The 13,964-nt window shown below is 40.0% G+C and carries 13 protein-coding genes; 10 read left to right on the forward strand and 3 right to left on the reverse strand.

Going from position 1 to position 13,964, the window contains the following annotated elements; translation table 11 throughout:
* A partial coding sequence (gene icd, locus PR767_RS08845) for an NADP-dependent isocitrate dehydrogenase (RefSeq protein ID WP_196724084.1) occupies positions 1–1,090 on the reverse strand: 1,090 nt, incomplete at its 3' end.
* A 540-nt stretch (positions 1,091–1,630) separates the two neighbouring features.
* Here icd and rluE point away from each other — a divergent pair.
* The 9 genes from rluE (at position 1,631) to PR767_RS08890 (ending at position 10,663) form a co-directional block, all read left to right on the forward strand.
* Positions 1,631–2,281 (forward strand): 23S rRNA pseudouridine(2457) synthase RluE, encoded by a 651-nt coding sequence (gene rluE, locus PR767_RS08850; RefSeq protein ID WP_272520181.1) that lies wholly within the window; start codon positions 1,631–1,633, stop codon positions 2,279–2,281.
* Positions 2,274–2,723 carry an NUDIX hydrolase gene (locus PR767_RS08855; RefSeq protein ID WP_109911613.1) on the forward strand — a complete coding sequence of 150 codons (450 nt, stop codon included), beginning with the start codon at positions 2,274–2,276 and terminating at the stop codon, positions 2,721–2,723. The genes rluE and PR767_RS08855 overlap by 8 nt, the downstream gene beginning before the upstream one ends.
* Positions 2,724–2,862: 139 nt before the next feature.
* Complete coding sequence (mnmA, locus tag PR767_RS08860) at positions 2,863–3,966, forward strand: tRNA 2-thiouridine(34) synthase MnmA (protein ID WP_004911747.1); 1,104 nt, start codon at positions 2,863–2,865, stop codon at positions 3,964–3,966.
* A gap of 2 nt (positions 3,967–3,968) precedes the next feature.
* Entirely contained in the window at positions 3,969–4,595 is a 627-nt protein-coding gene (gene hflD, locus PR767_RS08865) for a high frequency lysogenization protein HflD (protein ID WP_004911750.1), read from the forward strand.
* A 17-nt stretch (positions 4,596–4,612) separates the two neighbouring features.
* Positions 4,613–5,983: an adenylosuccinate lyase gene (gene purB / locus PR767_RS08870; protein WP_004911751.1), complete on the forward strand. Its 1,371-nt coding sequence runs from the start codon at positions 4,613–4,615 to the stop codon at positions 5,981–5,983.
* Positions 5,984–6,223: 240 nt separating this feature from the next.
* Positions 6,224–6,898 carry a two-component system response regulator PhoP gene (gene phoP, locus PR767_RS08875; RefSeq protein ID WP_004911754.1) on the forward strand — a complete coding sequence of 225 codons (675 nt, stop codon included), beginning with the start codon at positions 6,224–6,226 and terminating at the stop codon, positions 6,896–6,898.
* Between the two features lies 1 nt (position 6,899).
* Entirely contained in the window at positions 6,900–8,357 is a 1,458-nt protein-coding gene (gene phoQ, locus PR767_RS08880; protein ID WP_181937042.1) for a two-component system sensor histidine kinase PhoQ, read from the forward strand.
* Between the two features lie 251 nt (positions 8,358–8,608).
* Positions 8,609–9,733 carry a ribosomal protein uL16 3-hydroxylase gene (locus PR767_RS08885; protein WP_004911758.1) on the forward strand — a complete coding sequence of 375 codons (1,125 nt, stop codon included), beginning with the start codon at positions 8,609–8,611 and terminating at the stop codon, positions 9,731–9,733.
* A gap of 330 nt (positions 9,734–10,063) precedes the next feature.
* Positions 10,064–10,663, forward strand: coding sequence for a LysE family translocator (locus tag PR767_RS08890; RefSeq protein WP_272520182.1), 600 nt, complete (start codon positions 10,064–10,066; stop codon positions 10,661–10,663).
* Positions 10,664–10,713: 50 nt separating this feature from the next.
* On the opposite strand, the gene pepT is transcribed toward PR767_RS08890, so the two are convergent.
* On the reverse strand, positions 10,714–11,949 hold the full coding sequence (pepT, locus tag PR767_RS08895; RefSeq protein WP_004911762.1) for a peptidase T: 1,236 nt from the start codon (positions 11,947–11,949) through the stop codon (positions 10,714–10,716).
* 386 nt (positions 11,950–12,335) lie between these two features.
* Here pepT and PR767_RS08900 point away from each other — a divergent pair, with 386 nt between their 5' ends.
* Entirely contained in the window at positions 12,336–13,046 is a 711-nt protein-coding gene (locus PR767_RS08900) for an SDR family oxidoreductase (RefSeq protein WP_110731988.1), read from the forward strand.
* Between the two features lie 51 nt (positions 13,047–13,097).
* Here PR767_RS08900 and cobB read toward each other — a convergent pair whose 3' ends face one another.
* Positions 13,098–13,931, reverse strand: coding sequence for a Sir2 family NAD+-dependent deacetylase (gene cobB, locus PR767_RS08905; RefSeq protein WP_272520240.1), 834 nt, complete (start codon positions 13,929–13,931; stop codon positions 13,098–13,100).
* Positions 13,932–13,964: the final 33 nt, after the last annotated feature.

Consider the following 13,964-nt stretch of genomic DNA (forward strand, 5'->3'; position numbering starts at 1 on the left):
TCATCTCAGCAGAAAGGATAATAGAGCCTGGGTTAACTTTATCTTGGCCTGCATATTTTGGTGCAGTACCGTGAGTTGCTTCGAATAATGCGCACTCAGAACCAATATTTGCACCAGGAGCGATACCAATACCACCGACCTGCGCTGCTAATGCATCAGAAATGTAGTCACCATTTAGGTTCATACAAGCGATAACATCGTATTCTGCTGGGCGTAGCAGGATTTGTTGTAAGAAAGCATCTGCGATAACATCTTTAACGATAATATCTTTACCTGTTTTAGGGTTTTTAATTTTAACCCATGGGCCGCCATCTAATAATTCGCCGCCAAATTCCTCTTGTGCTAATTGGTATCCCCAATCTTTAAATGCACCTTCAGTGAATTTCATAATGTTACCTTTATGAACTAAAGTCACTGAATCACGGCCGTTATCAATAGCATATTCAATAGCAGCACGAACTAAACGTTTTGTGCCCTCTTCTGAACAAGGCTTAATACCAATACCACAGTCTTGTGGGAAACGGATTTTAGTCACACCCATTTCATCTTTCAGGAATTTAATAACTTTATCTGCTTCTGCACTACCCGCTTTCCACTCGATACCCGCATAGATATCTTCAGAGTTTTCACGGAAAATAACCATATCAGTCAGTTCAGGTTGTTTAACTGGGCTTGGAGTGCCTTTGTAGTAGCGAACAGGACGTAAACAGATATACAGGTCAAGTTGTTGACGCAATGCAACGTTCAGAGAACGAATACCACCACCAACAGGAGTTGTTAAAGGGCCTTTAATTGAAACACGGTAATCACGGATTAAATCGAGAGTTTCTTCTGGTAACCAAACATCTTTACCATAAATTTGTGTAGATTTTTCACCGGTGTAAACTTCCATCCAAGAAATTTTGCGCTCACCGTTGTAGGCTTTTTTCACTGCCGCATCAACCACTTTCAACATTGCTGGTGTGACATCGATACCAATGCCGTCACCTTCGATAAAAGGGATAATTGGGTTGTTCGGAACGTTTAGTTTGCCTTTTGCATCAATGGTAATTTTAGCGCCTTCTGCCGGAACTACTACTTTGCTTTCCATTAACCTCTCCTTTCACTTGCGTATTTTGCTTGTTAATTTTTTGTAAGAGACGTGTCAATACTACTTCAATCTGCGTCGAACGCCAATGATTACTCATCTAAGCTTCAATGCCGATCGCATTTAACGTACTGTTTTACCTTGTAAGTTAATCGAATATCTATTTATAAACACTGTTAAATCAATAAATTAATTTAAGCATTCCATTATTAGAAATAAATCAAACCGCGATGAAAAGTTGTCAATAACCCATTTGAGGGAACGACACAACTTTTGTTAAAATACTTCCCTCACAAAAAATAATATTAGCAAGTTAACTCAAATTAAAAATACGTTTTGCTCACACTATCACCATCCAAACAAATCCATATGTACTTATTTTTAAATGGAAAATTGTTTTTATTGATTTAAATGTTTTTAAAGTTGTTAATTAAATATTACATCGCCATGAAAAATACGTTCTAGGATCAAACCGTTAAATCTCCTACACTAGATGAAATAAGTCGCCGCAAATTAAAACCAATAAATTCTCATTGAATGACCATGAACAGACCGAACAAAAAATCAGTTCCGAAGAAAAATCGTTACTCGCCACCCTCGACTGCTTTAAAGCATAACGCTAAGCGTGTTTCGGTAAGACAGCAAATATCAACTAAAATCATTTTATTTAACAAACCCTTTGATGTTCTTCCTCAATTTACTGATGAACAAGGTCGCGAAACACTAAAAAAATATATTCCAATCAACGATGTATACGCCGCAGGACGTCTTGATAGGGACAGTGAAGGGCTATTAATTTTAACCAATGATGGAAAACTACAGGCACGTTTAACTCAACCACAGAAAAAAACAGGGAAAATATACTATGCTCAGGTAGAAGGTATTCCCGATGAAGATGCACTACTAAAATTTCGGCAAGGGGTAATATTAAATGATGGTCCAACACTCCCTGCGGGAATCGAGTTAGTTGGCGAACCTGAATGGCTATGGCAAAGAACTCCGCCAATACGGGAACGCAAAAATATCCCGACTAGCTGGTTAAAAATTACATTATATGAAGGACGTAATCGGCAAGTCCGTCGTATGACGGCAAATATAGGTTTTCCAACGCTTAGGCTAATTCGTTATCAAATTGGTGAATTTAATTTGGGAAATCTTTCAGTTGGCGAATGGAAGGAGGTAACTGTTGTTTAAACCTAATGTGACTGTAGCAACTGTTGTGCATGCTCAAGGCAAATTTTTAGTCGTGGAAGAGTGGATAAATGATAAACCCACTTGGAATCAACCAGCTGGGCATTTAGAAGCTGATGAAACTATTTTGCAAGCCGCCGAACGTGAATTACTAGAAGAAACTGGAATCAAAGCCACACCAACACAATTAATTAAAATTCATCAATGGATTGCCCCAGATAAAACTCAGTTTATCCGTTTTTTATTTGCCGTAGAACTTGAATCCATTTGTGAGACACAGCCACAAGACAGTGATATTAGCAAATGCCATTGGCTGACTGCCCAAGAAATTCTAAATAGCAACTGCCTGCGTTCACCATTAGTGGCGGAAAGTTTGCGCTGTTTTCTCACAGGAAAGCATTATCCTCTCGATATTTTAACCGCTTACGGCGACTATTATCTTTAAGTACTTAACTTCTGCTTGGTGAAGATTTCACCAAGCAATAATATTCCCTGCTAACTCTGGTGTAATGCGGGAACAACATGCTAAAGTATGGGGCTTGATTTTTCCGCAGTGAGATATTTCCATGTCAAATAATAGTACCATGTCAGATAACAGCCAAAAAAAAGTCATCGTCGGGATGTCCGGTGGTGTTGACTCCTCTGTATCCGCTTACTTGCTACAGCAACAAGGGTATCAGGTTGCTGGTCTGTTTATGAAGAACTGGGAAGAAGATGACGACACAGAATATTGTTCAGCTGCTACTGACCTTGCCGATGCACAAGCTGTGTGTGACAAACTGGGTATTGAACTTCATACCATTAATTTCGCTGCTGAATATTGGGACAATGTTTTCGAACATTTCTTAACTGAATACAAAGCAGGCCGCACACCGAACCCAGATATTCTCTGCAACAAAGAAATCAAGTTTAAAGCTTTCTTAGAATTTGCGGCTGAAGATTTAGGCGCAGATTACATTGCTACTGGTCACTATGTGCGCCGCCGTGATGTCAATGGTAAAAGCCAATTATTACGTGGTTTAGATAACAACAAAGACCAAAGCTATTTTTTATATACTCTGAGCCACGAACAAGTAGCTAAAAGCCTTTTCCCAGTTGGTGAACTCGAAAAGCCGGAAGTACGCCGTATTGCAGAAGAAATTGGCTTAGTTACTGCAAAGAAAAAAGACTCCACGGGGATCTGTTTCATTGGTGAGCGTAAGTTTCGCGACTTTTTAGGCCGCTACTTACCCGCTCAGCCTGGCCCTATCGTCACTGTTGATGGCGAAACAATTGGTCAACATGAAGGTTTGATGTACCACACTTTAGGGCAACGAAAAGGTCTCGGTATCGGTGGTACAAAAGAAGGCTCCGAAGAACCTTGGTATGTTGTCGATAAAGACGTCGAAAACAACATTCTTATCGTAGCTCAAGGCCATGAACACCCTCGTTTGATGTCTGTTGGGTTAATTGCTCAGCAATTACATTGGGTTGACCGGAAAACCATGACTGAGCCGCTACGTTGCGTAGTAAAAACACGTTATCGTCAAGCGGATATCCCTTGTACGATCACCCCATTAAGTGATGATCGCATTGAAGTGGCTTTTGACTACCCTGTCGCGGCTGTCACTCCAGGTCAATCCGCTGTATTTTATATCGATGAAGTTTGTCTCGGTGGCGGTATTATTGAAACCCGTATTCAGGAGTAAATGTGGCAAAAAACTATTATGACATTACGCTTGCTTTAGCGGGTATCTGCCAAGCAAGCGCGATGGTTCAAAAACTCGCACATGAAGGTGTTTGTCTTGAGAAAGACACTGAAACCATGGTCAATAGCCTCACCAATATGAATCCAAAATCCACTTTGGATGTATTTGGTAATGATGCCGAAAATTTAAAGACGGGCCTCAGTGCCATGTTAGGTATGCTGACTGGCGGTAACAGTGGTTTATCGGCTGAAATGACGCGATATATGTTAAGCATTATGACGCTTGAACGTCGCCTCAATAAAAACCAAGAAGCGATGAACCAGCTGGGCCAACGTATTGAGCAATTTGAACGCCAAGCGGGTTATTTTGAACCACTTTCTGAAGGCGTGTTTAACGCACTTGCGGGTATTTATGTAGATGTAGTCAGCCCAGCTGGACCGCGAATTCAGGTCACTGGTTCCCCTGATATCCTAAAAAACACACTCGTTCAAGCAAAAGTTAGAGCCACCTTGCTCGCTGGCATTCGTTGCGCAGTGCTTTGGCAACAAGTTGGTGGAAGTCGCATTCAACTCATGTTCTCTCGCAATCGTCTGGCTAATCAGGCGAAAGATATTTTGTCTCACCTTTAAATCTGGAGTTGCTACCAATGGAATTATCCTCACTGACCGCTGTATCCCCGATTGACGGCCGTTACGGTGATAAAGTCAGCACGTTACGCACTATTTTTAGTGAGTTTGGTTTACTGAAATTTCGCGTACAAGTTGAAGTTCGCTGGCTACAAAAACTGGCTGCAACCGCTCAAATCAAAGAAGTTCCTGCATTTGACGCTGACGCAATCGCTTACTTGGATGAAATTGTCGCGAACTTCTGTGAAAAAGACGCAATGCGTATCAAAGAAATTGAACGCACAACTAACCATGATGTGAAAGCTGTAGAATACTTTCTAAAAGAAAAGGTAGCGGACATCCCTGCTCTTCATGCAGTTTCTGAATTTATTCACTTTGCTTGTACTTCAGAAGATATCAATAACCTCTCTCACGCATTAATGCTGAAAACCGCTCGTGAAGAAGTCTTGCTGCCACAATGGCGTCAAATCATTGATAAAATCAAAACAATGGCTCATGAGTACCGCAATTTACCGTTACTTTCACGTACTCACGGTCAACCTGCAACCCCGTCCACCATTGGTAAAGAGTTTGCGAACGTTGCTTATCGTTTAGAGCGCCAATTCCGCCAGCTACAACAAGTTGAAATTCTAGGTAAAATCAATGGCGCAGTCGGTAACTATAATGCACATATGGTCGCTTATCCTGAAGTTAACTGGCACGAATTCAGCGAAACCTTTGTTACCTCTTTAGGCATTCAATGGAACCCATTCACTACGCAAATTGAACCTCATGACTATATTGCTGAGTTATTTGATTGCGTCGCTCGCTTTAACACTATCGTGTTAGACTTCGACCGTGATATTTGGGGCTACATCGCATTAAATCACTTCAAACAAAAAACAATCGCAGGTGAAATTGGTTCCTCTACCATGCCACACAAAGTCAACCCGATTGATTTCGAAAACTCTGAAGGTAATTTAGGCTTAGCCAATGCCGTCTTAGGTCATTTAGCTAGCAAACTCCCTGTTTCTCGCTGGCAGCGCGACTTAACTGACTCGACAGTATTACGTAATCTCGGTGTCGGCTTAGGTTATGCATTGATTGCTTATCAATCAACCATGAAAGGTTTGAACAAATTAGAAGTGAATGAGCAACATTTACTGGATGAATTAGACCAAAACTGGGAAGTATTGGCCGAGCCAATTCAAACAGTAATGCGCCGTTATGGTATTGAAAAGCCATATGAAAAGCTCAAAGAATTGACCCGTGGTAAACGTGTTACCGCTGAAGGTATGAAACAATTTATTGATAGTTTAGACCTGCCAGAGCACGAAAAAGCACGTTTGAAAGAAATGACGCCAGCTAACTACATTGGTTACGCTGTCACTTTTATCGACGAACTAAAATAGCTTTTATGTTTTCAAATTAGGCGGCTTATAAGTCGCCTTTTTTAATTATCATTTTGAATTCCCTGCTCTATCTATCATACTAAGCTATTCAAAGCTAAATATAGATAAATTATATTTCCGCTTCGTTTGATTTATATTTACTTAATCCCTTGTCGTTATTCAGAACTCTTTTTACCATAGCGTATCTAGTGCTACTATCTGATAAGTTGTAGCTATCTCTTTTCAATATGAGGGTTTCCGATGCGTATTCTTATTGTCGAAGACAATGCGTTACTTCGTCACCATTTAACCGTCCAGCTTAAAGAGCTTGGCCATCAGGTTGATTCAGCTGAAGACGCAAAAGAAGCTGATTACTTTTTGCACGAAAGCTGTCCAGATATCGCAGTTGTCGATTTGGGCTTACCTGATGAAGACGGGCTTTCTATGATCAAACGCTGGCGTAGCGAGCACGTCAATATTCCACTATTAGTATTAACTGCTCGGGAAAGTTGGCAAGAAAAAGTACAAGCGCTAAACAGTGGTGCTGATGACTACGTGACTAAACCTTTCCAGTTAGAAGAACTGGTCGCCCGTATGCAAGCTTTGATGCGCAGAAATAGTGGTCTTGCTTCACAAGTACTCGAATTAGGCAATTTCGTGATTGACCTATCACGCAAAGAATTTACCGTTAATGGCGAAACCGTCAAATTAACCGCTTTTGAATACACTATCATTGAAACGCTACTACGCAACAATGGGAAAGTGGTTAGCAAAGACTCGTTAATGCGCCAGCTTTACCCAGATGCTGAGCTCAGAGAAAGTCATACCATTGATGTTTTAATGGGCCGTTTACGAAAAAAAATCCAACAATTTCATAGTGATGATGTAATTGTCACAGTGCGTGGTCAAGGCTACCGTTTTGATGTGAATGGCTAACATGAAGCTACGTAAATTTAAGTTCAAACCCCTTTCGCTACGAGCACGTTTTCTCTGTGCAACATCCGCGGTGATCTTGGCACTCACCTTATCCTACGGCATCGTCGCGATTTTGGGGTATTTGATTAGTTTCGATAAAACCACTTACACCCTATTACGTAGCCAAAGTAATTTAATTTATAGCCTAGCCCAATGGCAAAACCATAAAATTGACATTCGCGTCCCCCCAAATTTCACGTTAAACAACCCGACTTTGGTCATTATTTATGATGAACAAGGGCTCGTGTTATGGCGCCAACGTGATGTACCTAGCGTTGAACGGCTGATCCGTAATGACTGGCTTAAAAAAGAAGGCTTATATGAAATTGATACAGACATTCGCGAAACTCGCCAACTTCTAGATGACAACCCCGAATTCAATACAAAATTAGATGACATGGATAACGACGATGAACCGCTTACTCACTCCGTGTCCGTCAACCAATATGCAGCTAGTGAAAACCTGCCTCCGCTCACCATTGTCGTTGTTGATACACTACCACAAGACTTACAAAATACGGGTTTAGTTTGGGAATGGTTCGGTTATGTGTTACTAGCTAACTTAATCTTAGTTATCCCACTATTATGGTTAGCGGCCTATTGGAGCCTACGGCCAATTAAATCATTAGTATCACAACTAAGTAGCTTAGAAAAAGGTGAACGAGATACACTGGATGAGAACCCTCCGTATGAGCTTCGTGGGCTAGTACGTAATCTTAATATTTTATTAACGAATGAACGTAAGCGTTACAGCAAATACCGCACGACACTTTCTGATTTAACACACAGTTTAAAGACGCCTTTAGCCGTTTTACAGTCAACACTGCGGCTTCTTCGTTCAGGTAAGCAAATGAATATTGAGCAGGCTGAACCCATCATGCTCGAACAAATTGGCCGTATATCTCAACAGGTGGGTTATTATTTGCACCGCGCATCAACGCAAGGTGATGAAAATATGATGCTGCGCGAAATTTCATCTGTTCCATCAATATTAGACAGCCTTGCGAGTGCCCTCCATAAAGTTTACCAACACAAAGGTGTTTCTATTACGGTTAATGTTTCTCCTGAAACAACTTGGCTGGGTCAACCAAATGACTTTATGGAAGTGATGGGTAATATCATGGAAAACGCGTGTAAATATTGCCTTGAATTCGTCGAAGTTAGTGCTATTGCCGGAACTGATAGCTTAACATTGGTTGTTGATGATGATGGCCCAGGCGTGCCCGAAAGCAAACGTAGTTTGATTTTCCTTCGTGGGCAACGTGCAGACACCCTTCGTCCAGGTCAAGGTTTAGGTTTGTCCATTGCAGTGGATATTATCGACCAATACGAGGGAGATATCACAATTAGTGACAGCCCGCTTGGTGGTGCTCGTTTATCCGTCACATTTAGGCAGCAATCTATGATTGAAGATAGTTAATCTGTGATATGCGTCCACTTGTCCCCTATTTTACAAACCATTTCCGGTATACTATTTATGAAGTGTTTTATAAATAGTAATTTAGGGTAATGTACTTGGTTCACTCTCAAGATAAACCTTTAATACCCGTTTCTCAGAAAGTTTATTTAACAGCATACCATTACACACATATAGGTCATTTTGCAGTATTGGAACCGGGTATATTGTAATAAACTGATTAGCAATACTTAGCAGCTCCAAGGGACAATAAGATGGATTACAAACTAAATCTCGACTGGCAGAGTTTCCTCGACAGTCACTGGCAGAAGCGCCCACTGCTTATCAAAAAAGGGTTTGCAAATTTTATTGATCCTATCTCGCCTGATGAACTTGCAGGTTTGGCGATGGAAGATGAGGTTGATAGCCGTTTGGTTAGCCATAAAGAAGGAATTTGGCAGGTTGGTCACGGACCATTTGAAAGCTATGACCACCTTGGCGAAGAGAATTGGTCTATTTTAGTTCAAGCAGTTGACCACTGGCATCATCCAAGCTCTGCATTAATGAAACCATTTCGCGTCCTTTCGGACTGGCGGATGGACGACTTAATGATTTCCTACTCAGTCCCCGGCGGTGGTGTAGGTCCTCACCTAGACCAATACGATGTGTTTATTATTCAAGGTGAAGGCCGTCGTCATTGGCGAGTGGGTGAAAAAATCCCAATGAAACAACATTGCCCGCACCCTGACTTACTACAAGTTCAACCTTTTGACGCCATCATCGACGAAGAAATGGAACCCGGCGATATTTTATATATTCCACCAGGGTTTCCACATGAAGGTTACGCCATTGAGCCTTCATTAAATTACTCAGTTGGTTTCCGTGCCCCAAATACTCGTGAGCTGCTCAGTAGTTTTGCCGATCACCTAATTTCTAATGACTTAGGCAGTTATCGTTATAGCGATCCTGATTTATCATTCCGTGATAACCCTGCTGAGATCTTGCAAGGTGAACAAATTAAACTGCGCGAAATGATGGAATCACTGATTAATGACCCTGAGCTATTTCGTAAATGGCTAGGTGAGTTTATCTCACAATCACGTCATGAATTAGACATTGCTCCACCTGAACCACCTTATGAGCAAGAAGAAATTTATGATTTACTGAAAACTCAGCAAGAAACCTTATACAAATTAAATGGTCTCAGAGCATTGCGCGTTGGCGACCAATTTTTTGTTAATGGAGAATGCTTAGAAACCGAGTGTTATGAGGCTGCTGATAGCTTATGTCGTTATGATGCCGTTAATAGCCAAATTTTAGCTGATGCCATTGATGACGTTAATTTTATCGCACTGCTTACCGCACTCGTCAATAATGGTTATTGGTATTTTGATGATTAATCAATACCTTTAATATTAAATTTGTATTTTGTGTAAGGGCTCATTAATTATGGGCCTTTTATTAAAAATAATATTCTCAGTATAATATGACAAGGCTCTCCTCCCTATTGATGAAAACCGCTAATTGCCAATTACCCCCCCTTATTAATAACTAACTTATTTATTTTTTTATATATTTTATTTCCCAATTACATACTCATATTATGATCCTTACGTGCCCGTAAGCACGCAAAGATAAAGCGCATTCTTTAATTCAACCCTAAACTGTTTTTACTTCACTATTATCATTCTCACGCAGCATTAATTATCCATTTTAAAGATGATAACAATATGAACTTAGAAACACTTTTAGCTTTATCATTGTTTTCCTTTGTAACATCCATAACGCCAGGTCCAAATAATATTATGTTACTTGCTTCAGGCATTAATTTTGGATTTAGCAAGACATTACCGCATTCATTTGGGGTATCAATTGGTTTTCTTATTATGCTGTTTGCTGTCGGGCTAGGAGTCGGGGCATTGATCCAATCATCCCCTATAACTTATTCAGTATTAAAATATTTTGGAATTATTTATTTGTTCTGGCTTGCATGGAAAACGACTATTAGCTATTCAGTTGCACAATCAAATAACCAGGAAATTAAGCCGCTAACTTTCTTAGAAGCAGCATTATTTCAATGGATAAACCCTAAAGCATGGATGATGGCTATTTCAGGAATGGCGATGTATACCAATATAAACGCCCCCTATTTATCAATGGTACAGGTTGCCGTTATATTTGCGGCCATCAACTGGCCATGTGTTGCTATTTGGGCGATGTTTGGCAGTAAATTAAGAGAAAAGCTAAAACAACCTAAGACATTAAAACGCTTTAATTTAGTCATGGGTGTTTTACTGGCGCTTAGTGGCGTTTCTGTATTATTTCAATAGCAAATTTACGCGTGCTTATTGTTATAAGCACGCTTGTTTATCATGAAATATCATGATTGCCTTGCGTGAATAGCCGTTAATTCCGCAATACGCATGATCACACTAACTGCCTGCTCCATACCCTCTTGTGTTATAAATTCATGTTTACTATGGAAGTTATAGCCACCTGTGAAAATATTTGGGCACGGTAAACCACGATGTGAAAGCTGCGCACCGTCAGTACCACCCCGGACGGGTTGGATAATTGGCTCAATACCACAATCAAGCATTGCTTGCTTTGCTAATTCAATAACATGTGGGTACTTCATGACCTCTTTATGCATATTATAATAGGTATCATCAAGTGTCAGTTCGATATAGCAGCTTGGATGTAACCCTTCACCAACTTTTTCAGCAATTCGAATGATATTTTTCTTCCTAGCTTCAAAGCCCGCTAAGTCAAAATCACGAATAATATAATTCAATTCTGCCTTTTCTACTGTCCCTTTTAACGATGTTAAATGATAAAAGCCTTCATAACCTTCGGTGTTTTCAGGTGTTTCATCAGGTGGTAACATCGAATGAATACGGTTCGCTAGCCCTAATGCATTCACCATTACGCCTTTAGCTGTACCGGGATGCGTGTTATTGCCAACAATTTTAATAGAAACGTTAGCTGCATTAAAATTTTCATACTCTAACTCACCAACACCACCACCATCGACGGTATAGGCCCACAATGCATCAAATTGTTTAAAATCGATATGACGAGCCCCACGCCCTATCTCTTCATCAGGGGTAAATGCAAGACAGATTTTACCATGAGGAATGTTCTTACCCTTTAAACGTACTAGAGCTGTAATTATTTCTGCGATACCCGCTTTATCATCGGCACCGAGTAAGGTTTTGCCATCGGTCATGATGAGGGTTTTGCCAATCATTTCATGCAGCACTGGAAACATCACTGGGGATAACACTTCATCACCTATACCTAACGCGATATCTCCCCCTCGATAATTTTCGAGTACTTGTGGACTCACATTTTTACCTGAAAAATCAGGTGCTGTGTCTAAATGTGAAATAAACCCAATAGTAGGAACATCCCAATCAACGTTTGACGGTAAATAAGCCATCACACAACCTTGATCGCTAAGCGTTATTTTTTCAAAACCTAATTCATTCAGCTCGTTAACTAATGCACGAGCAAACTTTAGCTGTCCTGCGCTGCTAGGCACTGTTTTGGCATTTAGTTTTGATTGTGTATCGAAAGCGGTATATTCAAAAAACCGCTCTAAGAGTTTGTCCATACCCTTCCCCCTAAAATATCAATGTCCATATTATGGGAAAGATCACAGATTCAATTATTGTTTCAAATCAGCTTTCCTGTTAATGCTCTCTATTTTTTGCAGGAAATCGTTAGTGAAATTTATTTTTTAGCGTAATTTTTGTAAGCTACCTATTACACTGGCAATCAATACCTATAATAAATAAGGGTAATAATCAAATTGTATTAATTAGTAGGTTATTATTTATTTGTTACCTAATTGCCTCTTATTTGGTTAAATATCACTCACCCACTACACGAATCATCAATCATTAAATTGAAATAGTATGCTATATATGAAGTCTTATTATTTTATTTATTAGCTAATTAATAAACAAAACGAAATTTTACTCGTTAACAGGAAAATTCATGTCAAAAACATGTTTAATTTATGGTGTTAGTAAAGGCTTAGGTAAAGCATTGGTCGAAGGATTTCCTGAAAAAGCAGACCATATTTATGGAGTGTCTCGCTCAAAGCCTCCTTTTGAACACATTAACTTTACGTGGATCCCTGCTGATTTAAATGATATTCATAGCGCGAATGCCATTAAGCAGATTATTCAGGATCAACCTATTCATACCTTAATTTATAATGTGGGTATTTGGGAGAAACTGGCTTTTAGTGAAGAATACCAATTTGAATCGACTGATGACATTGAGCTGCTCAATATGATTCAAACCAATATCAGTGCTTGTTTATTAAATTTAAAAGCACTATTACCCAATTTACGTTTAGCGAAAAATAGCAAGATTATATTGATCGGTTCCACATGGGGCCTAGATAACCATAATGGCAAAGAAGTCGCCTTTTCCGCCACGAAATATGCCCTCAGAGGCATAGCACAGTCATTAAGAGAAACACTGCGTGAAGATAAAATAGCAATATCAGTCATAAACTTAGGTTATCTAGCAACTGAATACCCATTAACGGTTCCTGCCGACGAAGTCATTGAAAAAAGTAATGGACAGCTAATCCCATTACAAGATGTTGTCAATGCCGTACGCTTTATCACCAGTACGAGCAATGCAACCTGCGTCAAAGAGATTACGATGCCGGCCATGATGGATACAAATGTCTAACCTATAAGAGAAAACAATACGTTTCCCCTTATATTATTATGTATTGAAAGCTTATTGCGCTGTATTTTTAACCTGTAACCCTGTAATAAGCTTATTGATATATTCAACAACGACTTTGCTGGCTAAACCATAGTGTTTCTCATCAAACTCACTTTCCACTTGGCTAGGCTCTAAATTAAGTTCGACCGTATGTGCCCCATGTAATTTAGCCTCATGAACAAAACCTGCCGCAGGGTATACATGACCAGATGTCCCAATTGAAATAAAAATAGTCGCAGATTCAAGGGATTGATAAATATAATCCATTCCAATTGGCATTTCACCAAACCAAACAATGTGGGGTCTGAGCGGCTGAGGAAACTGGCAACAATGACAGCGGTCATCGGCAGATAAATCCCCTTTCCATTCCAATACTTGATTTGACCAGTTGCAGCGAACTTTTAATAGTTCACCATGCATATGGATAACTCGCTGACTTCCCGCTCTTTCATGCAAGTTGTCTATATTTTGCGTAATTAACAAAAAGCGGTCACCAAAAAGCTCTTCAAGCTGAGCAAGTGCATAGTGAGCGGCGTTAGGCTTAATATTTTCTTGCTGTAACTGCCGACGCCGTTCATTATAAAAACGTTGTACTAATTCAGGGTTACGTTCGAAACCTTCAGGTGTTGCCACATCTTCAACGCGATGCTCTTCCCATAATCCATCCGCAGAACGGAATGTTTGGATCCCAGATTCGGCTGAAATACCCGCTCCTGTTAAAACGACAATATTGACCTTTTTCATGTTATCCAATCTATTATCTATATAAAAAGACCGATTGCGAAGTCGCTGGCGGCGTATACATTTATTCTTGCGAGCTTTTTTTAACCTATAACGAAATCGCAACATCAAAGCTTCCTTTCATCCATATAACCAATA

The organism is Providencia sp. PROV223 (assembly GCF_028479245.1).
GTDB classification, from domain to species: domain Bacteria; phylum Pseudomonadota; class Gammaproteobacteria; order Enterobacterales; family Enterobacteriaceae; genus Providencia; species Providencia rettgeri.

Excerpts from the sequence above, each read along its gene's own strand:
- PR767_RS08890 (WP_272520182.1), top strand. The coding sequence starts at position 10,064 with ATGAACTTAGAAACACTTTTAGCTTTATCATTGTTTTCCTTTGTAACA.
- pepT (WP_004911762.1), bottom strand. The coding sequence starts at position 11,949 with ATGGACAAACTCTTAGAGCGGTTTTTTGAATATACCGCTTTCGATACA.
- PR767_RS08900 (WP_110731988.1), top strand. The coding sequence starts at position 12,336 with ATGTCAAAAACATGTTTAATTTATGGTGTTAGTAAAGGCTTAGGTAAA.
- rluE (WP_272520181.1), top strand. The coding sequence starts at position 1,631 with ATGAACAGACCGAACAAAAAATCAGTTCCGAAGAAAAATCGTTACTCG.
- PR767_RS08885 (WP_004911758.1), top strand. The coding sequence starts at position 8,609 with ATGGATTACAAACTAAATCTCGACTGGCAGAGTTTCCTCGACAGTCAC.
- purB (WP_004911751.1), top strand. The coding sequence starts at position 4,613 with ATGGAATTATCCTCACTGACCGCTGTATCCCCGATTGACGGCCGTTAC.
- phoQ (WP_181937042.1), top strand. The coding sequence starts at position 6,900 with ATGAAGCTACGTAAATTTAAGTTCAAACCCCTTTCGCTACGAGCACGT.
- mnmA (WP_004911747.1), top strand. The coding sequence starts at position 2,863 with ATGTCAGATAACAGCCAAAAAAAAGTCATCGTCGGGATGTCCGGTGGT.
- phoP (WP_004911754.1), top strand. The coding sequence starts at position 6,224 with ATGCGTATTCTTATTGTCGAAGACAATGCGTTACTTCGTCACCATTTA.